Origin of the sequence: Clostridium sp. KNHs216 (genome assembly GCF_006714885.1) — a bacterium.
GTDB lineage: Bacteria > Bacillota > Clostridia > Oscillospirales > Acutalibacteraceae > Caproiciproducens.
Window position 1 is genome coordinate 1,979,517 of the sequence record NZ_VFMF01000001.1, and the last position, 25,755, is coordinate 2,005,271.

The 25,755-nt window shown below is 49.8% G+C and carries 29 protein-coding genes; 17 read left to right on the forward strand and 12 right to left on the reverse strand.

The features are described 5' to 3' along the window. Positions 1-106: 106 nt before the first annotated feature. The 5 genes from LY85_RS09615 to LY85_RS09635 all read right to left on the reverse strand — a co-directional run bounded on the left by LY85_RS09615 (position 107) and on the right by LY85_RS09635 (position 6,731). Complete coding sequence (locus LY85_RS09615; RefSeq protein WP_141826449.1) at positions 107-1,717, reverse strand: response regulator; 1,611 nt, start codon at positions 1,715-1,717, stop codon at positions 107-109. Beyond that, on the reverse strand, positions 1,695-3,506 hold the full coding sequence (locus LY85_RS09620) for a histidine kinase (protein ID WP_185741179.1): 1,812 nt from the start codon (positions 3,504-3,506) through the stop codon (positions 1,695-1,697). Before LY85_RS09620 ends, LY85_RS09615 begins: the two co-directional genes overlap by 23 nt. A gap of 273 nt (positions 3,507-3,779) precedes the next feature. Continuing rightward, complete coding sequence (locus LY85_RS09625; protein ID WP_141826451.1) at positions 3,780-4,916, reverse strand: toxic anion resistance protein; 1,137 nt, start codon at positions 4,914-4,916, stop codon at positions 3,780-3,782. Between the two features lie 48 nt (positions 4,917-4,964). Then, a complete protein-coding gene (locus LY85_RS09630) occupies positions 4,965-6,230 on the reverse strand; it encodes a 5-bromo-4-chloroindolyl phosphate hydrolysis family protein (protein WP_141826452.1) in 1,266 nt (421 codons plus the stop codon). Positions 6,231-6,539: 309 nt separating this feature from the next. After that, positions 6,540-6,731 (reverse strand): SHOCT domain-containing protein, encoded by a 192-nt coding sequence (locus LY85_RS09635; protein WP_141826453.1) that lies wholly within the window; start codon positions 6,729-6,731, stop codon positions 6,540-6,542. A gap of 199 nt (positions 6,732-6,930) precedes the next feature. Between LY85_RS09635 and LY85_RS09640 the strand changes: the two genes are divergently transcribed. Then, a complete protein-coding gene (locus tag LY85_RS09640; protein ID WP_141826454.1) occupies positions 6,931-7,113 on the forward strand; it encodes an H-type small acid-soluble spore protein in 183 nt (60 codons plus the stop codon). A gap of 822 nt (positions 7,114-7,935) precedes the next feature. Here LY85_RS09640 and LY85_RS09645 read toward each other — a convergent pair. Continuing rightward, positions 7,936-8,244 (reverse strand): hypothetical protein, encoded by a 309-nt coding sequence (locus tag LY85_RS09645; protein ID WP_141826455.1) that lies wholly within the window; start codon positions 8,242-8,244, stop codon positions 7,936-7,938. Positions 8,245-8,446: 202 nt separating this feature from the next. Between LY85_RS09645 and LY85_RS09650 the strand changes: the two genes are divergently transcribed. Further along, positions 8,447-8,641, forward strand: coding sequence for a hypothetical protein (locus LY85_RS09650; protein WP_141826456.1), 195 nt, complete (start codon positions 8,447-8,449; stop codon positions 8,639-8,641). 80 nt (positions 8,642-8,721) lie between these two features. On the opposite strand, the gene LY85_RS09655 is transcribed toward LY85_RS09650, so the two are convergent. Then, a complete protein-coding gene (locus LY85_RS09655) occupies positions 8,722-9,210 on the reverse strand; it encodes a hypothetical protein (RefSeq protein WP_141826457.1) in 489 nt (162 codons plus the stop codon). A 554-nt stretch (positions 9,211-9,764) separates the two neighbouring features. On the opposite strand from LY85_RS09655, the gene LY85_RS09660 reads away from it, so the two are divergent. Together LY85_RS09660 and LY85_RS09665 are read left to right on the forward strand one after the other, a co-directional pair. Beyond that, the gene (locus LY85_RS09660; RefSeq protein WP_141826458.1) at positions 9,765-10,451 is read left to right on the forward strand and encodes a SatD family protein; all 687 of its coding nucleotides are present in this window, start codon (positions 9,765-9,767) and stop codon (positions 10,449-10,451) included. Continuing rightward, complete coding sequence (locus tag LY85_RS09665; RefSeq protein WP_185741180.1) at positions 10,444-11,193, forward strand: DUF3307 domain-containing protein; 750 nt, start codon at positions 10,444-10,446, stop codon at positions 11,191-11,193. Before LY85_RS09660 ends, LY85_RS09665 begins: the two co-directional genes overlap by 8 nt. 226 nt (positions 11,194-11,419) lie before the next feature. Here LY85_RS09665 and LY85_RS09670 read toward each other — a convergent pair whose 3' ends face one another. The 4 genes from LY85_RS09670 to LY85_RS09680 form a co-directional block, all read right to left on the reverse strand. Further along, positions 11,420-12,178, reverse strand: coding sequence for a class I SAM-dependent methyltransferase (locus tag LY85_RS09670; protein ID WP_141826460.1), 759 nt, complete (start codon positions 12,176-12,178; stop codon positions 11,420-11,422). Positions 12,179-12,379: 201 nt separating this feature from the next. After that, positions 12,380-13,300, reverse strand: coding sequence for a hypothetical protein (locus tag LY85_RS09675; protein ID WP_141826461.1), 921 nt, complete (start codon positions 13,298-13,300; stop codon positions 12,380-12,382). 220 nt (positions 13,301-13,520) lie between these two features. After that, the gene (locus tag LY85_RS19280) at positions 13,521-13,673 is read right to left on the reverse strand and encodes a hypothetical protein (protein WP_185741181.1); all 153 of its coding nucleotides are present in this window, start codon (positions 13,671-13,673) and stop codon (positions 13,521-13,523) included. A 231-nt stretch (positions 13,674-13,904) separates the two neighbouring features. Then, positions 13,905-14,189: a hypothetical protein gene (locus LY85_RS09680; RefSeq protein ID WP_141826462.1), complete on the reverse strand. Its 285-nt coding sequence runs from the start codon at positions 14,187-14,189 to the stop codon at positions 13,905-13,907. Between the two features lie 271 nt (positions 14,190-14,460). On the opposite strand from LY85_RS09680, the gene LY85_RS09685 reads away from it, so the two are divergent. The 13 genes from LY85_RS09685 to LY85_RS09745 all read left to right on the forward strand — a co-directional run bounded on the left by LY85_RS09685 (position 14,461) and on the right by LY85_RS09745 (position 25,307). Further along, positions 14,461-15,279: a ParA family protein gene (locus tag LY85_RS09685; RefSeq protein ID WP_141826463.1), complete on the forward strand. Its 819-nt coding sequence runs from the start codon at positions 14,461-14,463 to the stop codon at positions 15,277-15,279. Next, a complete protein-coding gene (locus LY85_RS09690; RefSeq protein WP_141826464.1) occupies positions 15,236-16,174 on the forward strand; it encodes a ParB/RepB/Spo0J family partition protein in 939 nt (312 codons plus the stop codon). Before LY85_RS09685 ends, LY85_RS09690 begins: the two co-directional genes overlap by 44 nt. A gap of 66 nt (positions 16,175-16,240) precedes the next feature. Beyond that, positions 16,241-16,828 (forward strand): hypothetical protein, encoded by a 588-nt coding sequence (locus LY85_RS09695; RefSeq protein WP_141826465.1) that lies wholly within the window; start codon positions 16,241-16,243, stop codon positions 16,826-16,828. Positions 16,829-16,871: 43 nt separating this feature from the next. Further along, on the forward strand, positions 16,872-17,462 hold the full coding sequence (locus tag LY85_RS09700; protein ID WP_141826466.1) for a hypothetical protein: 591 nt from the start codon (positions 16,872-16,874) through the stop codon (positions 17,460-17,462). Between the two features lie 66 nt (positions 17,463-17,528). After that, positions 17,529-19,391 (forward strand): DUF5057 domain-containing protein, encoded by a 1,863-nt coding sequence (locus LY85_RS09705; RefSeq protein WP_141826467.1) that lies wholly within the window; start codon positions 17,529-17,531, stop codon positions 19,389-19,391. 29 nt (positions 19,392-19,420) lie between these two features. Further along, a complete protein-coding gene (locus LY85_RS09710) occupies positions 19,421-20,302 on the forward strand; it encodes a DUF6017 domain-containing protein (RefSeq protein WP_141826468.1) in 882 nt (293 codons plus the stop codon). Between the two features lie 57 nt (positions 20,303-20,359). Further along, on the forward strand, positions 20,360-20,725 hold the full coding sequence (locus LY85_RS09715; protein ID WP_141826469.1) for a hypothetical protein: 366 nt from the start codon (positions 20,360-20,362) through the stop codon (positions 20,723-20,725). A 1-nt stretch (position 20,726) separates the two neighbouring features. Next, positions 20,727-20,951 (forward strand): hypothetical protein, encoded by a 225-nt coding sequence (locus tag LY85_RS09720; RefSeq protein ID WP_141826470.1) that lies wholly within the window; start codon positions 20,727-20,729, stop codon positions 20,949-20,951. 36 nt (positions 20,952-20,987) lie between these two features. Then, positions 20,988-21,479, forward strand: a complete 492-nt coding sequence (locus LY85_RS09725) for a PcfB family protein (protein ID WP_141826471.1) — start codon at positions 20,988-20,990, stop codon at positions 21,477-21,479. Next, complete coding sequence (locus tag LY85_RS09730) at positions 21,476-23,266, forward strand: VirD4-like conjugal transfer protein, CD1115 family (RefSeq protein ID WP_141826472.1); 1,791 nt, start codon at positions 21,476-21,478, stop codon at positions 23,264-23,266. The genes LY85_RS09725 and LY85_RS09730 overlap by 4 nt, the downstream gene beginning before the upstream one ends. A 41-nt stretch (positions 23,267-23,307) precedes the next feature. Then, a complete protein-coding gene (locus LY85_RS09735; RefSeq protein ID WP_013485766.1) occupies positions 23,308-23,523 on the forward strand; it encodes a Maff2 family mobile element protein in 216 nt (71 codons plus the stop codon). A gap of 59 nt (positions 23,524-23,582) precedes the next feature. Continuing rightward, the gene (locus LY85_RS09740) at positions 23,583-24,380 is read left to right on the forward strand and encodes a DUF6674 family protein (protein ID WP_141826473.1); all 798 of its coding nucleotides are present in this window, start codon (positions 23,583-23,585) and stop codon (positions 24,378-24,380) included. Between the two features lie 57 nt (positions 24,381-24,437). Continuing rightward, a complete protein-coding gene (locus LY85_RS09745) occupies positions 24,438-25,307 on the forward strand; it encodes a VirB6/TrbL-like conjugal transfer protein, CD1112 family (RefSeq protein ID WP_141826474.1) in 870 nt (289 codons plus the stop codon). Between the two features lie 2 nt (positions 25,308-25,309). On the opposite strand, the gene LY85_RS09750 is transcribed toward LY85_RS09745, so the two are convergent. After that, positions 25,310-25,711, reverse strand: coding sequence for a VOC family protein (locus LY85_RS09750; protein ID WP_141826475.1), 402 nt, complete (start codon positions 25,709-25,711; stop codon positions 25,310-25,312). Positions 25,712-25,755: the final 44 nt, after the last annotated feature.

Sequence of the window (25,755 nt, forward strand, 5' to 3'; positions counted from 1 at the left end):
TTTTCCTCCCTCTGCTGAAATATTCTACCGTAATTATAGAGATGAATTTATCCTATTTAAATAAAATATATTGCGGATTCCTTTCACTATTTTGATAGATTTTTTATCATTCGGGAGGATTGATACTATTTTGACCGACTTTGATACTTTTTTTATATCGCTTCTTAAACTCGGAAGGACTTGAGCTCAGGTATTTATTGAAAATCCGGTTGAAATAGGACTGCTCGTCAAAGCCCAGCCTGTTCGCGACCTCTTTCACCATGACGTCGGGGTCCTTTAAAAGTTCTATCGCCTTACCCATTTTCAGCAGATTGATATAGGACGTCAGATTGACCCCCGTCTCATTTTTGAACAGCCTGCTGACATAGCTTTCGTTCATATTCACCAGCTTTGCAATCTGCGCCAGCGTGATTTTCTGCGTGATGTTCTCTTTGATATACGCAGTGATGCGGACGACATCCTGGCGGTATTTTCCCATGCGGCCGTCTGCAGCGCTCTCGCTGACCGCGCGGATCAGTCCCGTGACGGCGGACTCGAATTCGGAAACCGTTCCGCATTCCCTGCAGTCGGCGGCGAGGCGTTCAAATCTGCCGCTGTTTTTTCCGGCGGAGCCGAAAAGCAGGATGTTCCGGAACAGCTTCCGGATATAATCGCAGGCACCGTCCGGGCGGATTCTCTGTTTTTCGAAGCTATCCAGAATCGATGCCGCCAGAATTTCCGCTTCCTCGTATTCGCAAAACGCGATCCCCGCGCAGATCAGCTCCATGGCGTCCTGCTGGTCTTCCGTGACTTCGTTGACGTAAAGGCCGCCGTCCTCTTGGCGAATCAGGCTTCCAAAACCTTTGTAAAAGCTGACGGAGGCGGCCCCGGCGCAGCCTTTCAGATTGGCCGCAAGCTCCGGTTCCGAAGCAAACGGCTCCGAAAGGACAAACCCGGCCTCTGTATTCATATAAATCTTTACAGAGTTCTGGATGCGCAGCAGAACCCTTTCCAAAGTCCCCTCCGCCGGTCCGCCGGACTCTGGCGGCAGGATGATCAGCGCGTCCACCGGTGTCAAGGGGATGACCTTCATTCCGGAACCGGCGTCAAATGTTTCACTGATTAAACTGGACAGCATTTCCTTGGACGTCATATCCGGTTCGCTCTGCCGCGCGGCGGGCCGCCCCGCGGTCAGCAGTTCCTTTTTAAAGACATAGAGCGCGGAAAACGTCCCTGAATAGGTCCTGTCCGAAGCCAGAATTCGCAGCTTTTCCTCATCCGGGCCGTAAAGCATGCTGTAAATCCGGGGCTGGTCAAACTCGCTCTGCGCCTGCTCTGTCTTTTGGGAAGGACGGCGGTCCTCCGGCAGCTTTCCGGCGGCTTTCCGCAAGGCCTCCAGAAGCTCCTTATCGGTAAAATTGGCTTTTAAAAGATAGTCGGTAACGCCGTAGCGGAGGGCCTCGCGGGCCAGCTCGAATTCCCCGAAGCTGGTGAGGATAATAATTTTTCCCGGATACCCCCGCTCATACAGCTCCTTTGCCAGACCGATTCCGTCCAGATGCGGCATCTTCAAATCCGTCACAATGATCCGGGGGCTGTATTTTTCGATATACTGCAAAGCGGTTTCCCCGTCCGAAACCGCGCCCACGATTTCAAACTCGGTTTTCTCCCAATCCACCATTGACTTCAAAGCCACGCGGACAATCATTTCATCATCAACGAACAGCACCGGAATCATCTTCCTCGCGCTCCTTTCCCTGTGTCAGTTCTTTTGTGGATTCCGGCAGGGTACCGATGTAGGGAAATTCCATGGTGACGGTGGTTCCCTCGCCAATCCTGCTCTCTATGTTAAAGGGATACTCCCCGCCAAAGCACAGCCGGATACGCTCCTGAACGTTCTGCATCCCGATTCCCGTCAGCCGCTTATTCTTCTTCGCGTCCAGCGTTTTCTCCACATCAAACCCCTTCCCGTTGTCGGAAATAACGGTAAGGATGGTGTCCTCCCGCCGGTTCATGGAAATATGGATTTCCTTCTGCGTACCGTCCTCATCAATTCCATGGATAATGGAATTTTCCACAATCGGCTGCAGAAGAAATTTAATCATGTAGCAGTGCAGAATATTCTCGTCTATTTCATAGGTGACGGAGAAAATATCGCCGTAACGGATTTTTTGGATGACGATATAATTGTTGACGTTTTTCAGCTCTTCCTCCACCGTAATGAATTCGTTTTTATCAAGAATGGTGTTCCTCAGCAAATCGGAAAGCGCGGCCAGCCCGTTGCTGACACTGGTCGCCCGGCTCATCAGGGCGGTCCATCGCAGGGAATTCAGCGTATTGAACAGGAAGTGCGGGTTGATCTGCGCCTGCAGCATTTTGAGCTCATATTCCCGCTTCTGCTTCTGCTCCGTTTCCACCTGCTTGACCAGGTCCTGCATTTTCTGAAGGATCTCGCGGAAGGCGCGGCTTAAAAAGCCCAGTTCATCCTTGCTGTCGTCGTAAAAGGACATCTGGTCAAAATTCGTATTGTCGATTTTGCCGACCAGCTGCACCAGCCGGTTGATCGGCACGCTGATGCTCTTCCACATCTGACGGTACACGATCACCGCGCACAGGAAGCAGAGGACGATGGAAATCAGGCTGGTGACGGCAATGGAGAAGGTCTCCGACCGCAGATAGGCATCCGGGATGGCGGCGACCAGAAGCCAGCCCTGCTGGGTAAAAAAGGAATACGCGATCATGCCCAGCCTGCCGTTGAATTTGTAGTTGCGGATGATATTCCGGTCCGGGTTCTCCCGGCAGTATGAGAACAGCCCGCCGTCCACGGCGGAGCCGGGGCGGAAGGTCCTGTCCTGATTCGCGACGTTGTTTCCGTAGTAATCCATCACCATCAGGTCGGCGCCCGTACCCATATCGACACCGGACAGACAGTTGTAAAAGGCAGCCGCATCGATGAAAATCAGGGTATGCCCAATCACCCCGGAACCCCGCTCGGAAATGACAGGATGAGTATAGATAATATAATTTTTATTTCCCTCATTGACACTGAGCCAGTTGATATTCTTCCCGCACAAATCGATCATGCGGTCAATGGTCTCCTGACTGACATAAAACCAGCCCTGGCTGTAAATAGGGTTATTGTCCCTGTCCGTCAGAAAAATCTGCATGATCTGCGGCGAGTTCGACATATGGCCGGAAATAACGGAATTCATCTGCACAATAAAATTGTTTTTCTGCATGTAATCCCAGGTGTCAAACCGGTACAGGCCGTCCTGAACGGTTTTGTTCACCATGAGCGCGTCCGATATTTTCTGGTATTTGTCCGACTCGTACTGAATGTTTTTCTGTACGAGCTTCAGCACCTGGATCGATGAATTGCTGATCTTGCTGTTGATGGCGCTGTTGGACACCTGATAGGAGATGATGCCGAAAATCAGGAGCGGCACAATGGCCATCAGCAGAAACGAATACAGCAATCTGTGTGAAACGGAAAGATTGCGAATTCTGGCGTTTTTGATCCGGTCCAAATTCATATTCCACAGACCTTTCCATGTTCTGGATTCATGTTCCCGGCGCCCGGGCCGCGTTTCCCATATGCAGAATCGATAATTATCTAACAGTGTATCACATATTGTTGAAAAATGGCAACAGAATCGTCCGACATTACAGTGAGAATCCCCAACATCCCATGCGCGCAAAAGGAGCGCGGCAATCCGCTGCACACCGCTGCCGAAGAAGAGCGAAAAACGGCGGCCCGGCCCGCTGGGCCAAACCGCCGTTTCATATTTGATAAAAAGGATTCAGCGCAGCTGCAGGAGCTTGTTTTTCAGGTCGGTCTCCAGCTTTCTGAGTTCCTGCTCCGCCTGCGTGCGTTTTTCGCGGCCGTCCTTCTGGATCTGCATGACCTCGTCCAGCGTGGAGATGAGCGTCTCGTTGGTATGCTTCAGCGTTTCGATGTCCACAATGCCGCGTTCGGACTCCTTCTGCGTTTCGATCGTCGCCATTTTGAGCGCGTCGGCATTTTTGCGCAGCAGGGTGTTTGTCATATCCGTGACTTCACGCTGGGCCTTGGCCGCCTGTGTGGAGTGCTCCACGCCCAGCGCCAGCACCATCTGGCTTTTCCACAGAGGGATGGTATTGACAATGGTGGACTGGATTTTCTCGCTCATAATCAGATCGTTGTTCTGTATCAGGCGCAGCTGGGGCGCCATCTGAATGGATACCATGCGGGTCAGGTCCAGATCATGCAGCTTCTTTTCAAAACGGTTGCACATGTTGGACAGGTCGTTTGCCGCCTGTGCGTCCTCCGGCAGACCGGAAGCCTGCGCTTTCTGCTGCAGGGCGGGAAGGTCGTTTACGCGCACCTGCTCCAGCTTCTGCTTTCCGGCGAGCAGATACATGGAAAGTTCTTTGAAATAGGTCTTATTGACCTCGTACATTTTATCCAGAATGGAAACATCCTTTAAAAGCTGTACCTGATGTGCTTCCAGCACGTCGCAGATCTGGTCGACGTTGGTTTCCGCTTTGGCATAACGGGCTTTCAGAGCAATGATTTTATTGCCGCCGCGTTTGAAACGCGCGAAAAAGCCTTTATCGTCCTCGTCGACCTCAAAGCTTTTCAGCTCTGCCACTACGCCGGAGAGCATCTTTCCGACCTCGCCCAAATCCTTGGTGCGAACGTTTTCCAGTGCGCTTTCGGAAAAATCGGCCATCTTTTTCTGGGCCCCCACGCCGTACTGGAGAATCTGGTTGCTGTTTGTCAGGTCGATCTTCGCGGCGAAATCCGCTACCATCTTCTGTTCGGCAGGAGTAAGCTGCGGTTCCGGGGCGGCGTCCTGCGCGGGAACCGCCTGCGCAAGAATCGTCTGTGCGGAAATGGGCTGCTCGGGAGCCGGGTCAAGGGTAAGCTCGGGAACAGGGATCTCATTCTGATTCATGGTAAAGCCTCCATACCAATTTATAATTCTTTATCATTCGGTTTCCTTTTAAGAAAGTTTGCTTTCGTCCGGCTCTTTTGCAAAGTCGCTGCCGGTCAGGCCCTCCTGTTTGAGCATGGTTTCCAGCGTGGAAATATCCGCGGAAACGTCAAGCGCGTCGTCGGCGAACAGGGTATCCAGCAGGTTTTCAAAGGCTCTGTTGACAGTATCCAGCGCCTGCTCGATTTCTTCCTTGGCTTTGGTAATATTTTCCCCCTGCACCGGCTGGGTTTCAAACTCCTCGTAAGACTTGACCAGCTTCAGGGTCGTGGGCATATAGTAACGAATAAACCGGCGGATGTCCGGCAGCTTTTCGGGATGCTTGCGTACACACTCAAAAATACGGGCCGTCACGTTTTCAAGCCGGTCCAGCTTTTCAGAGATCACCTCGCCCGGCAGGGCGTCGTTTACGGCGCGAATCTGCTGCAGATACCCGTTGCCCTCTTCCCTGGCGGCCGCGAGCTCCGCTTCCTTCGGGTCCGCCTGTTTCGCCTCTTGTGTCCGTGCGGCTTCCGTGCGGGCGGCATAGGCTCTCTCCGCTTCCAGATACTCGCCGTACGTCTTGTCGTCCACCATAAAGCAGCTTTCATCACGGTCCAGATGCCCCTGCGGGCATGCGCCGCAGGCGATCATCTTTTTAAGGTCTTTCTTCGCGCGTTCCTGCGTTACCCCGGCTGTGTCGGCCAGCTTGGCCACCGTGCAGAAAGCTGCGCTGCCCATCGCCTCGCGGTACCGCGCAAAGCGACGCGCACGGCGGCGCAGGGCGATCCCGTAGCCCATCATGCCGAAAACGCCGAGCGTAATGGGCATCAAAACGGAAAAGGCCACGGCAAAATCCGAAAAAGTCATATATCCGGTAACGCCCACCATGAGGACAGAAATGTCCGCGATCAGCATCGGAATTCCCACACTGGCGCCGACAATTGCATAAACAAGGCCGGAGATCCCCCCCGGCATTCTGTTCCGGAACGCGGTACGGACGGATGGTTCCCGATAGGCAGTCCGCGTATCCTGTGATGCCTGCCCGTAGGTATAAGCCGGACGCTGACTCTCATCGTTCCGGCTGTGCAGGTCTTCCTCGTCATCGCCGGTAAACTTCCGGACGCTTTTGTCCACCGCCCGGCCGATTTCTTCAAAATTGCCGGAGCGCACGGCACGCCGTACAGCCCGTCCGACTTCTTTTCCAATATTATATTTATCGTATTTGTTCCGCATGGCTTCCTCCAGAGAACCCGCTGTGCAGCCCCGTGCACAGATGGACAGTGTTTTCTTCATTATAAATCATTTAACAGGAAATAACAACTTCTCCCGAATATTTCACGAGCCTTTGCGATCACGGCCGGACCGGACCGTAAGGGCCGGATTTTTGGGGCAGCGCCGCGGTAATCAGCGATTCGCGGCCAGCGATAGCCGGCGGATTTTCGCCGCTTGAGCGTACACGGCTGCCTGAAAGAAATAATTTCCAAGAAAAGAGCCGCATCGGAAATGATTCCGATGCGGCTCTCACTGATGCGGTGTCCCATGCCTGCTGTGCTCGTGCCTGAATTCCTCCAGCCGTTCACTGCAGGGCGAGGATTTTACTCTCTATTTCAGCAGTTGATTCCTTACTATTTGATATTCTTCATAACTGATCTCGCCGTTAGCAAGCCTCTCGTCGAGAAGCTCTATTTCATCAGGACGGATTTTCACATATGCCGGGCTCAGGCTTTGATTTCTTATACTGAAATATGTTATCGCCACGAAGGCTAAAATCATGCCGATCATTATCATCATCATATAAACTGCCTCCTAAATCATTATTGTAAATATATCACGTAATTGTGAAGGCATTATGTTCAATTGATTTATAATATTTGAATAAGATGAACCAGCAGGCCTTCCGGATTGAAAATCCCTATCCTGCCGGGCGTCATTCTTTGCCGTTTCCGTGAATTTATGATTAGAAAAAAGACATGCTAATATAGGGGTGTTTATTATGGATAATCAACGTGCAAGAGAAATTATTTCATCGCTTGTTATGGCAAATGTGACCCATAATGGGAATAAAGTCTATATGGAGAGGCTGAATGAACCCGATCAATGCTGTGTGATACATTATCTTAACGATCCGGTTACCAAGATCAATGTACCTGTATCCAGCTTGATAGAAAACCAATAAAGAGCAGAAAGCCCTTTCGGCTGCCAGAAGCAGTTGAGAGGGCCATTTTTGCCGAATCAATTGTACAATGCCATGATAAGCCAATGGATAAAATTGGCATACGGTATATTTAAGCAAAATCTTCCCGGAAGCCAATCAGAGGTGTCTAATTTTGAAAAAAAGGAGTACAATAATATGATAAAGGAGTTGTGCTGTCTATGAAATTCATACTGTCGATGCTTCTCGGACTTGTACTGGGCTGCATTGTCGTTTTTCTAAAACCGGTAAAAAAGAAACACTGTCATAAAAAATGAGGGCTTCGGAGTACTCCGAAGCCCTCAGGCTATTATCTGACAATGCCGTATAAATATCTTAATATCCCATATTGACAAGCCTTTCAAAGAATTCATATTATGTCATATCTCCTTATGGAAAGGAGTGATTAGTGCATGTCCTGGAATCGTCGTTGGCGCAGGTGCGGCTGGTGCGGATGCCGCTGCCGTCGCCGCCGTTGGTGGTTTTAATTGATGAATAGGCGATGGCGCTTGCTTTGATGAGTGAACGCCATTGTTTTATTAGTAAGATGCCGTATGAATATCTTTGTATCTCATATTGACAAGCTGTCCCTTAAAAGCATAGTATGTAGTGTCTCCTTTCGAGGGCTCAAATAAATTTTAGGTCGTCTCATATACCCCTCTAAGTTAATAAGCAATGGCACCCACTTTGGTCGGTGAGTGCCATTGTTATTATTGTGCCACTTATCATTGATTTGCGTCCCTGCATACGGACGGAAACAGCCGCTGCCCGGCAAATAACCGGTGAACAGCCGGCGGGAAGGTTTCCTCATCCATCGCTTTTGCTCCAATCGAAGCGCTGGCCGCATTCAATGCAATATTGCCGTGTGGGTGCCGTAGGTGTTCCACATATTAAGCAAGTATAAAATGGAATCCCCGGTCTGAACATAACATGGTCGATCCGAACAGGAACATCCGATATATTTGCTATTGGCTTCTTCGGTATCTGCTTTTCAAGGGCTTCAATGGCTAAATCAGCTGTCGCCATATTGATCCCATTGATGCTCCCCCTTCTGTCAGCTAATGATTTTCTATATTTGATATTCTTTAGTGCTGTTATAAAATCTGGCTTTTCCATAAAATCCACTCCTTTGCATTTTATAATATTCGTCCAAAATCTTTTTTGGCCATACAATATAGCTTCCTTCCATGTGATACCCCTGCCGCCCTGTTTCGGGCGGCACTTTTGTATCTGCCTGTCCGGGATTCCTAACAGCCATATTGACAAGCTGTCAACGATTCACATATTATGTAGTAATCTTTCATGAAGGAGGTATTGCATGAGTCTGAATCGTTGCGTCAACAGCGATGCGGTTGAATCAGCATCGGATCGTTGCGATTGTAGAAACAGTTGTGATAGCGAAAGTGCAAGAGCATTGAAGTGCATTCTTTCCTTGCTGGACGATTTAAATAATAGCGATCTGCGCATACTGGCCGATGTCATTGAGCGTCTGGTCTGCAGCCGCAAAAGATAAGTATAGACGTTGTCTGCTCCTATGATATAAATATTTGCCTTTGGTTTCTCTGCCGCCCCGTAACAAGGGCGGCAGTGATATTATTTGGGGTCTTGTAAAATGTATTTTCTGACTTCCGTGTGGAGCATATGATGTCCGCAATATTCACAAATGTCTGCCTGACCTTCAACAATAAATCCGCAGGCGCCGCAGTCTTCGGTACATACTACAAATGTCGTATAAATTTCTTTCGGAAAAAGAACAGAATTAGACTCAACTTCCGGATAATCTTCAAGGGCTAAGTTGTATTTTAATTCAACAGGCCCTTCTGTGACAATTCTAAAAGATTTATTATGTCGCCCATCCTCTTCGGCCAGTAAATATTTTCTTACATCTGTGCGAAACATCGGGTTTCCGCAACGCGCGCACACCTGCGTTTCACCATCAACAATGAATTCTTTGGTTCCGCATTCTTTTCCACAAACAGCATACGCTATGAATTCCTCTTTTGGGAATTCTACCGAAGCAAAGTCCATTGCCGGAAAAGTATCTAAATTTTTCGTTCCATAGTCTTTCTTATGATCTTGCATTTCATCACCTTACTTGCTTACAATGTATTACTTTTTCATTGTTATACTGAATACCAATCATGACAATCACTACTCTATAAAGCCAGTATGCCCATAAAACCCCAACAACCCCCATTTACAAAATTTCGAGCTGATTCTGAAACAAGATTACGTTCCTTCCCCGTCTTCGGCGGGGAAGGAACGTGTTTTGTCTCGCAAACTGAAATGGAATTGCTGTAGATTAATACGGAAAAAAGGGACCGGGAAAGCCGCCATTCATGCAGCTTTCCCGGTTCCTTCTCCGTACGAGTAAAATGATAGAGGCGCTTGCTCCGCACGTTCTCCTGTCAACGTATTGTATACGGCCTGCCGGATCACTTTGTATAAAGACGTAGACCCAGACGCCGTGCCATATATGCGCAATTTAGCGCATATTGTATATTAACTCCCTATTTAGCGCATAATGTAATCAAACATCACCGACCGCGCATAATCATAAAATATATGCTGATAAGCGCATATTTTATTGACGTGTTTTCAAAAGAAAGTTATAATCAATAACAGAGGTGTTTTCAATGTTTTTTTTCTTTGATTACAATCCATTGGTCGCCATAATCGGAGATATCAAAAGCTCAAAGCAATTAAAAAACAGACGTGCTGTGCAGATCCGTCTGAAAGAAGTATTGGATGCAATCAATCATGAGTACCGAAACGATATCGCTTCAAAATTCATGATAACCCTTGGCGACGAGTTTCAGGGGCTTTTAAAAACAGGCGCCTCTGCGATATTCATTATTGATAAAATTGAAAGGGAAATGTATCCGATTCAATTGCGGTTTGGCCTTGGCGTTGGAGAAATAACCACGGATATCAATTCCAATATGCCGCTGGGAGCCGATGGCCCGGCTTATTATAATGCAAGAAAAATCATCGACGGGCTAAAGGCATCTGAAAAAAAGAAAATGGAATCAAAGGTTAATGTTAGAATCGAAGTACAAGGCAATCCTGATATGTCCGAATTAATCAATACCGTTTTTTCATTATTAACGACAATAAAAGAAACATGGACCCCTCGTCAAGTCGAGATCATTAATTCATATTTAAAAACCGGCGGTACGCAAAAGGATGCGGCAAGAATCCTAAACATCAATCAATCCAATGTACAAAAAGCATTGTCCTCCGCAAATTATTACACTTATCGAAAAGCGATAGAAAACATTGCGAAAGTTCTATCGGATATAAAGGAGGATAAAGGTGTATAGAAATTTATTGGTCCTCTTTGTACTTCTTCATGTGCTTGGAGATTTTTACCTCCAAACCGATACGATTTCTGAGAAGAAAATCTCCGAGTACAAGTACGTTCTGCTTCATAGTGTCCTTTATGCCGCCGTATTCTGTGCGGGCACTATCTTAATATGGTCTTCGCAAATTGCTATCGCAGCTTTCGGCTTATCCATTTTACACTTTCTGATTGATTCGGTTAAGTACCTCTGTATTAAATATTATAAGCACGTTTCAGAATCCATTGTTTATTGCACGGATCAATGTGTACATATCTTGTCCCTGATCATTGCGGTCATCATTTTCAAATACTGCAATTACAATATCGCATTTTTACCTGAAGCGAAAAGTTTTCTAAATATATTTCCTGAGAACGGTGTGGCCTCCGCTTTAAGATGGGCCTGTATAATTTTGATTGTTTGCAAGCCTGCTAATATCACGATTAAGAAAATGCTGTCCAAATACAAACCAAACAGCAAAAATGGAAACAGCGATAAAACCATCAAAAATGTCGGAGCGTTTATTGGAACCCTTGAAAGGATTATCATCGTCCTGCTGTTGAGTGTGAATCAATATGCCGCGATAGGGTTGGTATTAACCGCGAAATCAGTTGCCCGATATGATAAAATATCGAAAGAACCGCCATTTGCTGAATATTATTTGCTTGGCACCTTGTTGAGTACGTTGCTTGTAATTCTTACCTATTTACTGTTATGCAAATGATGACGTGGTTAGAGCGGTAAGGCCTTTGAATGTTCTTTACTGATTTACTGTCGATCCAAAAAGTTAACGGCCGTCTGCAATGGATCTCCACCGATCGATACGGGGACATCCGGACGGAGCATACGCTGGTCTGCGCTGGTGTCAGGGCGCAGCCATCCCGCATAAGGTTTTCGGCATTAAACAGGCAAATACTACACTATTATTTTTGCTTATAATGTGCATTTGACTATTGCTTCTTGGAATAAACTAAGAGTTGTAATTCCTGAGGAGACGCTTCTTTCCCGTAATAATTTGAAAAAGTATGTATGATATTCATTTTCCGCTGTTGCAAAATTGAATTCAGTTCCGCTATTGAGTATAATCGCGTAGGATCTCCTGTGGTAATATCAGGCTTTTCCGCCGGGATACCATAAGGAATATCGCATCCTCCATAAAGCATTCTATGAGTTTTTTTGTCCCATTCGAATTTTGCTAAAGCCAACGCTTTTTCCCCTGCTTCCCAATTCAATCTGGGAAAATAATGTTCGGCATGTTCAGCGTTACAAATATCCATAAAGTGCTTACCACCGGATTTTAGGGCATGTGAAACAGCATCAAATATTTTCAGATTTTCTTCATCGGTTTCAAGATATCCGATTGCATCATCCGCAAGGTTCAGCACGACATCAAACTCATTTTCAAATCGAACAGCGCGGATGTCAGAATTAATAAAATAAGCGTTCAATGATTCGGTTTTTGCTGTTTTTCTGGCGTCATCAATATATTCAGGTGTGATATCCACCCCTACAACCGGATACCCTTTGCGTGCAAGGGAAAGGGTATGCCGGCCATACCCGCATGCTAAATCAAGAATACGTTCTTTACCGGTTAGTCTAAGAGTTTTAATAATAAAGTCAACTTGGTTTTCAGTGTCCTCTACCCATGATTGATTTTTGATATCAAGAGTCCATCCATGTTTATACCAATCGTCCTTTTGCACTTTCATAAATATCCTCCCTTATCACTACCATCAAAGCCCTGATTATCTCTCTGTTAAGTTGAACCACTTAATAATCTCTTCAACTCAAATCTTGATTTCATTAGTCATCTTGTGTCATTACAAAATAGATGCATTTACAATTTGCCCGATTATTATCAGCAGGACATGTTTCATAAAATTCATGTTATGCTCATTTGTACCGTTCAGTTATAGTTTGCCGAATCCTTGCAGATAGAGTAGGTTCAAAATAATGCCATTCGCTTTCCACCAGTTTTTACTGATTGCCCATTGACTGGGATAATTGTCCCAATCCCAGGTTATATTCCAGGAACCATCATCCAGCTGTGTTCTGGCAATGAACTCACATTCAAAATCGGCAGCCTTCCGATTGTCCGCATAAAACACGCTGTCCGGGCAATCAAGAAACTGCGACGGCTTGCAGACATATGAGGTCTCCCATTCGGTGGTTTCCTGTGTAATACAGCAATGAATCAGCCCCGACAGCCTTGCTTTCACGGCTGCCAAATCAATAATATCAGTTGCTTTTGCTTCCTCAATATACTTCATCAGCCTGAGATAGCAGGCAATTGTGTGCATGCCATTTTCTCTTTCATCTGCCAACAGCTGATTAACCGCTTCTTTTGCAATGAAACAGCCACGGTTGTAAAGTTCACTGTTTTTTTCCGCAAAGCGGATCATAAATCCAGCGAGGCACGCGGTCGGATTGTAATCCATATGATCTGTACTATCAATCTCGGTATGCCACCACGGAGCATGGGGATACTCGTTATTGCTTTTCACAAGCTTATACCAGCACTTGCCATCAAAACTTTTTCCGCTTTCAAGGTAATGTAAAATACCCTTGATGATGGTATGTGTATTGTCTGTAAAGTTGATCTCACGTAAGATTTCAGTCGCGGTCCACGTTTGGATTGGTGAGGATTTAGGGTTCCATGAATCCGCCTCTAAAGCATGCCCAAAGCCACCATCGTCATTTTGATAGTATGACAACGCGTTTAGAACAGCTTCCGTGCTTCCATTTTCAAAGTGATATTGCCATCTTGCCAAGTCAAGAGGTCGTGCATTACGATAGATAAATTCTCTTGCTCTTTGAAATGTAGTGTTCAAGCTTTATCCCCCCAATAATATTAATAGTTGAAGTTGATACAATTCTGCATCTATTTAGCCTGATAACCTTGGTACGAATGTTCATAACGACAAACTCGGGAAGCCGCATAAAATAAAGGTTTTCGGCATCTGGCAAACGAATATTACACCATTGTATACGCTAATCCCATAAATTGAAATATGATTGCTTCTTATTATGCTCATAATTGGTATGCGTAAGCTATGTATCCTCATATGAAATCATAACAGAAAAGAATAGAACAGTAGCCGCAAATTGAAGTTCTAAAACTTTAATTTGCGAGTTTTCAATAAATTCGTTTATGTCTTTTTCTAATCTTTTTTCAGTCATTGCTTGCAAAATTTTAACTTTCATTTTTTACACTCCTTCGTCAAATATAAATAATCAGGAATTCAGCAGCGTTTTCGTCCAATATTATTTTAAGTATAACATAAAAATCAGGCTGAGAAAGATACAAAATTGCATCGATTTCAGCCTAATCAAACTGTGCTGCACCGACAAAAAAAATACAACGAAGAAATTATTTTGCAGGCGATTATTAGACCTCAGAAAAATACTGATAACCTGTGTCTGAAATATTTTTGTTTATATTTTGCTTCTCAAAAACTCTACAACAGCCGCACGTTTAAAAACAATGAATTTATATTTTTCGCCATGATGTGTCAGTATACAAAAACAAGGAATTATACCAAATAGTGCTCTTTTCCTAAGAACTTCGTTCATATCGCAATAATCTAATTTTATTGTTGAATCACCCAAAGTAGTTGTAAAAACAATACCTTTTTCATTAAAATACAAAAAACCCGAATCAGGATTAGTGATCAATGGGATATGAGTTGCAGCAATTTTTTTACCGGTATAATTTTCCATCCCTAAAATTTTTGACCTCCACTAATATAAATACTGTTCATAGCCCGATTATAACAAAAACCTGCCGCAAAAGCAATTTCAGCTTTTCGACAGGTTTTCTTTATGGTGCGAGTGTTCTTATAGCATTTATTCAAAAAAGTCAGTACTATCAAGGGCTTACGGGCAGTTAAGAAGCAGTATTTACCCCTAAAAATTGAATAACTTCATTATATTTTAAGGGCGTTCCGTGAAAGGGAGCGTCCTTTTTCTGTTTCTGGAGGTGAAAAATCACATGACCAATGTAATTGCCGTTGCCAACCAAAAGGGCGGCGTCGGCAAGACCACAACTTGTGCCAATCTCGGCATCGGTCTGGCACAGGAAGGAAAAAAGGTGCTTTTGGTGGACAGCGACCCGCAGGGTTCCCTCACCATCAGTTTAGGAAATCCCCAGCCCGATCAATTGTCCGTGACGCTGGCGACGATCATGGGCAAGGTGTTGAACGAAGAACCCATCGACCCCGGCGAGGGACTTCTTCATCATGACGAAGGCGTTGACCTCATGCCCGCCAACATCGAGCTTTCCGGCATGGAGGTTTCGCTCGTCAACGCTATGAGCCGTGAAAAAATCCTGAAGCAATATCTGGACGGCGTGAAGCGCCAATACGACTATGTGCTTCTGGACTGTATGCCCTCGCTTGGGATGCTGACCGTCAACGCGCTGGCCGCAGCCGACAGCGTTCTTATTCCCGTTCAGGCGCAGTATCTTCCGGCAAAGGGCCTCGAACAGCTTTTGCAGACGATCAACAAGGTGCGGCGTCAGATCAACCCCAAGCTCAAAATCGACGGTATTCTGCTGACAATGGTAGACAGCCGCACAAATTACGCCAAAGAAATCAGCGCCCTGCTGCGGGATACCTACGGTTCAAAGCTGAAAGTTTTTGACGTGGAGATTCCCCATTCCGTCCGCGCCGCCGAAATCAGCGCGGAGGGCCGGAGCATTTTCGCCCACGACCCGAAGGGCAAGGTTTCCGAGGCGTACCGGGAGCTTACAAGGGAGGTGTTGAAGATTGAAAAGCAGCGCCAAAAACATAAGTCTGAACAGCTACGATGATATTTTCTCCACGGAGGAAACCCGCGAGGATGAAAAGCGGGAAAAGGTTACGGATATGCCGCTTTCGGAGCTGCACCCGTTCCCCGACCATCCGTTTCAGGTTCGGGACGATGATGCCATGAAAGAAACCGTGGAAAGCATCAAGGAATACGGCGTATTGGTTCCCGCCATCGTCCGTTCCCGCGCGAACGGCGGCTATGAGCTGATTTCCGGCCACCGGCGCAAACACGCCTGCGAGCTGGCGGGGCTTCCCACCATGCCGGTGATTGTCCGCGATCTGGACGATGACGCCGCGACCATCATCATGGTTGACAGCAACATTCAGCGTGAAAACATCCTGCCGAGCGAACGGGCCAAGGCATATAAAATGAAGCTGGACGCCATAAAGCGGCAAGGCGAGAGAACTGATCTAACTTGTACCCAAGTTGGGTACAAGTTAGAAGATGGCAAAAAGAGCGTTCAAATTGTAGCCGATCAAGCCGGAGAAAGCAGGACACAGGTGCAGCGGTTTATCCGGCTGAACGAGCTGACGCCGCAGCTTCAGCAGATGGTGGACGAGAAAAAAATCGCCATGACCCCCGCCGTGGAGCTGTCGTACCTCAAACCGGAGGAACAGACGCTTTTGCTCGACACCATTGAAAGCGAACAGGCCACCCCATCTCTCTCGCAGGCTCAGCGGCTGAAAAAATTCAGTCAGGAGGGCCATCTCAACGAGGACAGTATGCTGGCCATCATGTCGGAGGAAAAGAAACCGGAGAAAAACGACCTGACCATCAAGGCGGATAAGCTCCAAAAATATTTCCCAAAATCGTATACCCCGCAGCAGATGGAACAGGTCATCATCCGGCTGCTGGATGGATGGCAGAAAAAGCGGCAGCGGGATCAGGAAAGATAATAACCGTCGTTTCAGGCGTTCCGAAAGGGACGCCTTTTTTCATGTCTTGATAAAGGAGGAAACCGCATGACAACTGAAAAAATCAATGAGAGCAAACGCGGGAAGGAGGATGAAAAGAAAAAACGCAAATGGCCGTACATTCTTGCGATTCTTCTGCTGTTGCTGCTTCTCCTGCTGCTTTTACTGCGGAGCTGCGGAAATCAGCACCCCTGCCCAAACCCGCCGCCGTCCAGCTCCGTTCCCTCATCGTCCGCTCCGTCTCTGGACGATACCGGCAGCGCGGAGCCGGGAAGCGGCAGCACTCCGTCACGGCAGGAAATCCTGTCCCGACTTCAAAAGCAGGAAGTTACCGTTACCGACAAGGTAAGCGCGCAGGCGTCCTTTTCCAGCGGGTCGAAGGGCAGCGTCGGAACATGGGAAGTGGAGAATCCCTCCTCCAACACCGTCATTATGCAGTGTGAAATCGTGTTGAACGGCGAAACCGTGGCAAAGTCCGCGCCGATCTATCCGGGTCAGCACATCGACGGGCTTACCCTGTCCCGTCAGGTTTCATCCGGGAATTACAACGTGACGGCAACCATCCGTTATTACGGTAAGGATACCAAAGCTTATCTCGGTATGGCCGACTACAAAATCCGTCTTTCCGTTTCGTAATCAACCGCTTTTGTGGTTGAAATAAAAACATGGAGGTTTTCTAATGAAAAACAGGTTTAAAAGATTTCTCGCGGGTATCGTCACCTTTGCCGTGCTCGGCGCGACGGCGGCAGTCCCAGCGTTTGCCGCCGACAAAACCGACACCGGCACGGGCAGCGTCACGGGGAACGTGACGATCAACGGCTCCATCTCGCCGCTGACCATTTCCGTCACCCACCCGATCAACGTGGCCTATGCCATCAGCCCGGACGCCGAAACATTTACCGCGCCCGACATTACCGTGACCAACAACACCAAGGTTGCGGTGATCGCCACTCTGGAATCCCTGAAAGCCGCTTCGGGCGGCTCTCTTACCTTCACCGACGTTGACCCGTCCGCAAAAGCGTGGCGCTCGCTCAACCTCGCGGATTCCAAGAAGTACATCGCGCTCGGCATTGCGGCGAAGGGCAATTCCGGCTGGAACAGCGGGTACAGCACTTCCACCCATTGGGCGGTGAACGATTCGCCGTTGCAGGTCGGGACGCTGAATCCGAACACTTCCGGTGCGCTGTCCCTGACGGCGGACTACGGCCTCGCGTTCGACGGGGCGTACACGGCCAATCATCAGCTTGTTTTCCAGTTCCAGCTTGCATAAAAACAGAAGCGCGGGAATTGGCCGGGATTTTCCCGGCCAATTCCCGCGCCGAAAGGAGGCTTCTATTTGAGGCAATCATTCAGGCGGCTGTTTCTCGTCCCGCTGCTTGCCGCCGGGATTCTGCTGTCCGGCGCTTCGCCCGCATTCGCGGCCTCCGCCGCGTCGGTGCTGACACTGACCGCGACACCGAACCCGTCCGCAAACGATGTGGCGCTGAACTGGACGAACAGCGACAAAAGCCAGCCGTACAGCTATATGCTCTATTCCAAATCCGCGCATGAATCGACCTTCCAGAGCATTCCCGCCAAAGACAGCGCGAAGGTTCTGAACATCTATCCTGTTGTCGATCCGACCGTTTCCTTTACGACGTGGCAGGGCAAGAGCTACACCCTGCCAAAATCGGCGTCCCTCAAAATGTGGCTGGAAACGCCGAACGAGTACGATTCCAAAGGCTACGGCAAGGGCCTTATCTCCGTGGATGCCGTTTCAATTGCCGATTTCAACGTAAGCCCCGACGCTTACCTGAAAAACGCGGACGGCAGCTACAAATACGACGTGCTGTATTTCGGGGCGTGGGACGCCTTTGCAAGTCAGGATTTGTCCGCCACGGCGGAAACCAAGACCGATGCCTTTATCAAAACCGGGCGCGGCGTCCTGTTCGGGCATGACACGATGGTAGACAATGATACGATCTCCATGCCGAATTTCTTTAAACTGGCCCATTACTGCGATATTCAGACCATCCCGCACTATACCGTTCTCGGCAGCTCACAAATCAAGGTTTCCAAGAAGGGCCTGCTTACCAACTACCCGTGGAAAATCGGGGACGTGGGTACGGTTCTGAATGTCCCGATGTCCCATTCCAATCAGCTTGCTTTCGGAGATGTCTGGATGACGTATCAGCCGCCCTACACCTATAACGGCAGTGCGGAGGCCACCGGCTCCGGCGGGCAGGGCACCAACACCTTTTATCTCACCAGTTGGTCAAACTGCGCTATGATTCAGACCGGCCATTCCAACGGCGAAGCAACGCCGGACGAGCAGCGTGTCACGGCCAACACCCTGTTTTACCTTGCACAGATCACGACCGACACAAGCTGGAACGACCACAAGGGACAGGATTTGGACGCGCCGGACGAACCGGTCATTTCCGGCGTCACGCACAATTCCGGCCGGACGCAGTACACCATCAGCTATTCTTCGCAGGACAACGCGACCGGCTATCAATATTATGTGGAAGCCACAGGGCAGAACGACGGCGCGAAATACGATTCCCCGGTTGTTTCCGCTTCTTTGAAAACCGGGATGAAAGGTTATTCCATCGTGGTGGACAACAGCCCCGATACCGTCCCGGACGGGAGCATTACGACCACAGCGAACAGCTACACGTTTTCCCGCCCGTCCGGCAGCAGCTTTTACATCCATATCGCCGCCGTGGATAATGCCGGGAATATCTCGGCTGTCGCGCACTACCATACGGATGAACTGGTTTCCGTGACGCATCCGGTCAGTATCGGCTATTCCATTGACCCGAACAGCAATACGCCGTTCACCGCGCCGGACATTCCGATCACCAACCATTCCACTTTTCCCGTCCGGGTTTCCGTCGCGGGCCTGAAAGCGACATCCGGCATCGGTGACGCTGCCCCCACGGCTTATTCTAACTGGAACAGTCTGACGGCGGCGCAGACCGGGAGCGGAATCGCGCTCGGCGTGGGAATCAGCAAAACAGCCGGTTCAGGCTGGACAGCGGTTGACAGGGCAACTCCCGTTTATACGGGCGATCTCGCGTCGGAAGTCCCGTTGGGGATGCTCGGCGCAAACGGAGCGTCGGGCAATCTGGCGCTTGCCGCCAAATTCGGTCTTGCATGGGCGAATGCGCGAACCGTTTCCCATGAACTGATATTAAACTTCACGATTACCGATTAAGCCGGTCACATGGGGGGGAGTGATACAAAATGGCGGTTTTTCGTGTGGAGCGGACACGGGATTACACGGTTATGAGCAACCATCACCTGAAGGACAGGGCCTTGTCCCTGAAAGCGAAAGGTCTGCTGTCCGTGATGCTCTCCCTTCCGGACGATTGGGATTACACCACGCGGGGCCTTGCCTCCATCTGCCGCGAGGGTGTGGACGCCATCGGAAAGGCGCTCAAGGAGCTGGAAAACGCGGGCTATATGGAGCGCCGCCAGCTTCGCGGCAAAGACGGGCGCATTACGGATACCGAATACACCATCTACGAACAGCCGCGCAAGCCGCCGGGTACGCCTTTCCCGGATACGGATTCACCGGATACGGAAAAGCCGTATCTGGATAACCCGGATATGGAGAAACCGGATACGGAAAACCCCGCGCAATTAAATACTAAGGGAACTAATATCCCTAAAAAATCAAATACGTATGGAGCAAATACGTATCAATCCAATCCGGCAGACCGAAAGCCGGAAGCCGACGCCCCGGCTGATTCGATGGATGCGACGGATGCCTATCGCGAAATCATCAAGGAGAATATTTCCTACGACGTCCTGCGTCAGCGGTGCGACCCGGAGCGTCTGGACGAAATCGTTGGCATCCTGCTTGACACCGTGTGCAGCCGGAAAAAGGAAATCCGGATCGCCGGTGAGGATATGCCCGCCGAAGCGGTGAAAAGCAGGCTTTTGAAGCTCGACGACAGCCACATCGAATATGTTCTTGAGTGTCTCGACAAAAACGCCACCGACGTCCGCAACATCCGGAGCTACATTCTGACCGCGCTGTATCAGGCTCCGACCACCATCAGCAGCTATTACTCGGCGCTGGTCAATCACGACATGTACGGAAGCGGCCCGCCCGGACGGTAAACGTCCCGCGCGGGCTGTTTTCATCCCCGACAAAAATCGGAAAGGAGAATTTTCACCATGAAACGACCCCTCGCATACATCACCGCCCCGTGGGGCGGAAACGAAATCGAAAACACCGAGGACGCGGCGGGGTATTGCCGCAAGGTCTATGACGCGGGCTTTTCGCCTATCTGCCCGGTTCTGTTCCTGCCGCTTTTCCTCAACGACGCCATCCCGCAGGAACACAAGGACGGCATCGACATTGCCTGCAACTTTCTGCGCCGCGCCCATGTGCTGGTGGTCTGCGGCAGGAACGTGGACGAAACCGTGAAAAACGACATCGCCACGGCGGAACGGCTGCACATCACCGCCACCACGCTGGACGGCATCCTCACCGTCAAGGGACAGGGCCGGGAAAAAAACGCGGAAAAGGAGCGGAGATAACGTGCCGGACTATCAGAAAATGTACCATTCGCTGTTTAACGACGTGACCGACGCTATCGCAAAGCTTCAGCAGGCACAGCAGAAAACCGAGGAAATGTACATGGACAGCAAAGAAACCGTCCTCACCCCGTTTTTGAAAAAGAGCGAGGAAAAAAGGTCGGACAGCCGATCCGATGGGAAACCGGCCCTGGCAAAGAAAAAGCCGCCTTCCCACGATGAACGGTGACGGAGGGCGGCTGTCCCATGACAGGAGGTGTTTTGTTTGCAGGAAGAAATCGAAAACCGCTCCGTGACGCTCATCATCAGCGGCACGAAGCTCACGGGCCGGGTGCTCAAGGCGGCGATTGCCAAATATCTGGCCCACCGAAAGGAAAAGAAAAACGCCAAGGCCCGCGCCGGTCCCGTGATCCCACACGGCAGGCAGACGGTGAAGCAGCTCGTCGGGCAGAACGCGGGCGTGTCCAACATGGAAATCACCGATAGCAACATCCGTTCCTTTGACCGCGTGGCGCGGAAATACGGCGTGGATTACGCCGTCAAAAAGGATCGAAGCGTTTCGCCGCCCAAATATCTCGTCTTTTTCAAGGCGCGGGACGCGGACGCGCTCACCGCCGCTTTTACCGAATTCACGGCGAAAACGGTGAACCGGGCGAAAAGGCCCTCCGTTCTCTCGCGGCTCCGGCAGTTCAAGGATCTGGTCAAGGCGAATACCGTTGACCGGGTGAGACATAAGGAACAGGAGCGAACGCGATGAGTGAAAAAACGAAAAAGCTGCTCCTGATGAATCTACCTTACTTGTTTGTCGCTCTGTTTGCCACCAAGTTCGGGCAGGCGTGGCGGCTGGCCGCAGGATCGGACGCTTCAACAAAACTCCTGCATTTGATGGACGGCCTTACCGCCGCGTTTTCCTCCCCGCTGCCGAGCTTCTATCCGACTGATTTGGCTGTGGGCGTCCTTCTCGCCGCCGCGCTCCGTCTGGCGGTTTACGTCAAAGGCCGGAACGCCAAGAAATTCCGCAAAAACGTAGAGTACGGCTCGGCCCGCTGGGGCAAGGCCGAGGACATCAAGCCGTACATTGACCCCGTTTTTGAAAACAACGTCATTCTCACGCAGACAGAACGGCTCACCATGAACAGCCGACCGAAGAACCCTAAGACATCCCGGAACAAAAACGTGCTGGTCGTCGGCGGCTCCGGTTCCGGCAAGACAAGGTTTTTCATCAAGCCGAACCTGATGCAGTGCGATTCCAAGGATTATCCGGTGAGTTTCGTGGTCACGGACCCGAAGGGCAGCATCGTCGTGGAGTGCGGAAATCTCCTGCGGCGCAGGGGCTACCGCATCAAAATTCTCAACACCATCAACTTCAAAAAAAGTATGCACTACAATCCCTTCGCGTACATCCATTCGGAAAAGGACATTTTGAAGCTGGTCACGGCGCTGATCGCCAACACCAAAGGAAACGGCAAATCCGGAGATGACTTCTGGGAAAAAGCAGAGACCCTCTTTTACACGGCGCTCATCGGCTACATCCACTATGAGGCCCCGGTCGAGGAACAAAATTTTGCCACGCTGATCGAGTTCATCAACGCCTCGGAGGTCCGAGAGGATGATGAGGAATTCAAAAATCCCGTGGATCTCATGTTTGAGGCGCTGGAAAAGGAAAATCCGAATCACTTCGCCGTCCGGCAGTATAAGAAATATAAGTTGGCGGCGGGCAAGACAGCGAAAAGCATCCTTATTTCCTGTGGCGCAAGAATGGCCCCCTTCGACATTCAGGAGCTTCGTGACCTGACGGCCTACGACGAACTGGAGCTGGACACGCTGGGCGACCGAAAGACCGCCCTTTTTATCATCATTTCAGATACGGACGACACCTTTAATTTTTTAGTTTCGATGGCCTACACGCAGCTTTTTAACCTGTTATGCGAAAAGGCTGACGACGTGTACGGCGGGCGCTTGCCCGTCCACGTCCGGTGCCTGCTCGACGAATTTGCCAACATCGGGCAGATTCCCAAGTTCGAAAAGCTGATTGCCACCATCCGCAGCCGCGAAATCTCGGCCTGCCTTGTTTTGCAGGCGCAGAGCCAGCTCAAGGCTCTGTACAAAGACAACGCCGACACGATTATCGGCAACTGTGACAGCGCCATCTTTCTCGGCGGTAAGGAACGCACGACGTTGAAGGAACTGACCGAATCACTTGGAAAAGAGACGATCGACACCTTTAACACCGGCGAAAGTCGGGGCCGCGAGGTTTCCCACAGCCTCAATTATCAAAAATTGGGGAAAGATTTGGCTTCGGTCGATGAGCTGTCCGTCCTTGACGGCGGCAAGTGTATCCTCCAGCTTCGCGGCGTCCGGCCCTTTCTTTCGGACAAGTACGACATCACAAAGCACCCGAATTACAAGTACCTCTCCGATTACGATTCACGCAACGCTTTTCCTATCGAAAAATTCCTGTCCACCAAATTAAAACCGAAACCGGACGATGTGTTCAGCACATATTCCGTTAACCTCTCCGGGGACCCGAAAGCCGCAGAATAGCGGCTTTTTTCATTTTCAAAATCAGAATTGGAGGTAGTATTATGAGTTTCTTTCATTCCGCAATCGGCGTCCTTCAGACCCTCGTGATTGCTCTCGGCGCGGGCCTTGCCATTTGGGGCGCAATCAACCTTCTGGAAGGTTACGGCAACGACAATCCAGGAGCGAAAAGTCAAGGCATTAAACAGCTCATGGCGGGCGGCGGCGTGGCCCTGATCGGCATTACGCTGGTTCCGCTGCTTTCCAACCTGTTCGGCTGATGTCAATGCAAAAACACTCCGCGCCCCCATTCACGGGGCGCGGGAAAGGAGATGACCGTATGGAAAACACGGCAACCACTGCCGCACCGCTGCTGGAAAACGAGTATGTCAAGGAGCTTTTAGCCGTCATGGAAGCCAACCGTGTGCCTGCCGTGAAGGACCTGCTTGCCGTTTTTAATCAGGTAAGCGCGATGGAGCGCCAACTCGACACAGCGGTCACGGAGTTGGCCGCGCTGCGTCGGGAACTCAGCGCATCACAGAAACAGGCCCACCCCGTAAAAGCCGTTCTGCAAAATACGGGCGCGTCTATGGAAAAAAGCGTGACAGCTGTGCGTGACCGGCTGGATGCAACAAAACAGGCCGTGATCGACGGCTGCAAAAACGCCGTGGATGCTTTTCGGGAAAAAGGGATTTCCGTGCTGGATAATATCACCCGCTTTTTCAAATTGCGACCCATGCTGGAAACCATGCGCACGGAATTGGGTAAAAGCATTCGGACTGACAGATCAGCGATGGATAAAATTGAAACCGTGAGCGCGGAGTACCATGAGGCCGGGCGGCACATCAAGAATATGGGCCGGACGCTGGTGGGAAACGAGGCTGCTGCCGAAGCAAAGCCTATGGGAAAGCTGGCAAAGTCTTTGGAAGCTCCGTTCAGAGCGGAGCTGTCCTGCCTGTCCTCCATGAAAAAAAGCGTGGAGAAAACCCTTCTCCGTCTGACCGCGCTGGAACAATCGGCGCAGCGGAAACCTTCCGTTCAGCAGAACATTCACGCTCTCAGCGAAAAACTCGCGCGGGAGCAAAAATCCGCACCCGTCGCCGAAAAGTCCCGGTCCGTGTCCCATGAGGCGCGTTAGTTACCGTTCGTACCGCCTCATGGTGGAAACAGGCGGCGGAAAAGGAGGTGATGCCATTTGGATTTCATCAAGCAACAGATTACCGAATGGCTGAAAGAAATACTCGTCGGCGGAATCATGAACAACCTGTCTGGCATGTTCGACAACGTAAACAGTCAGGTCGGGCAGATCGCCTCTCAGGTGGGAACGACGCCGCAGGCGTGGAACACCGGCATTTACAACATGATCCGGACTCTTTCCGAAAACGTCATGATGCCCATCGCGGGCCTGATTCTCGCGTTCGTCATGACGCTGGAGCTGATTCAGATTATCACCGACAAGAACAATTTTCACGACATCGAAAGCGCCGTTTTCTTCCGTTGGATTTTCAAAACGGCCTGCGCCATCCTCATCGTGACCAACACATGGAACATCGTCATGGGCATATTCGACGTGGCGCAGAGCGTGGTCAACAGCGCGGCGGGAATCATCATTTCCGACACGTCCATCGACATCAGCTCCGTCACGGCGAACCTTCAGGCGCGGCTCATGGCAATGGACCTCGGCCCCCTGTTCGGGCTGTGGTTCCAGAGCATTTTCGTGGGCTTTACCATGTGGGCGCTCACAATCTGCATTTTCATCATCGTATACGGCAGGATGATCGAGATCTATTTGGCCACATCCATCGCGCCGATCCCGATGGCGACGATGCTCAACCGGGAATCAGGCGGCATGGGTCAGAATTATCTGCGCTCCCTGTTCGCGCTGGGATTTCAGGGCTTTCTCATCATCGTCTGCGTGGCGATTTACGCCGTTCTGGTAAAAAGCATCAGCGTGAGCACGGACATCAGTAAAGCAATCTGGACGTGCATGGGCTACACGGTGCTGCTGTGCTTTACGCTTTTTAAGACTGGAAGCCTCGCAAAAACAATTTTTAGTGTGCACTGATTTTACGGCCAAATGACAAAACAAAACGGATGCCCCGCCGGGTCGATCATGGTTGTCCATTTATCTTCGCCGTATTGCGTCTTTGCTTTTACAGCGCCGCAGGAAATCGCATGCTGCACCGCCTGTTCCATCTGTTGTCCGTTTTTCACTGTAAAATCCAAGTGTGCCATTTGCTGCGGAGCATTCGGTTCTTCCGGCCATACCGGAGGAACATAATCCTCGTTTTGCTGAAAGGTAATCTTGACAGTGCCGGTCGGAGAAGAAATATCGGCCCATTCTTCGCCTTCGTCGTAATTTCTTTTCCATCCCAACAGCCGAATATAAAAATCGGATAATGCGGCAACATCTTTGCAATCCAGCACAACGGCGTCCAGCGCAATCGGCAATAAGTTTTCCGTATTCATACAGATTTTCTCCAATCTCAGTTTCTTTCCAGTATATCACAAGT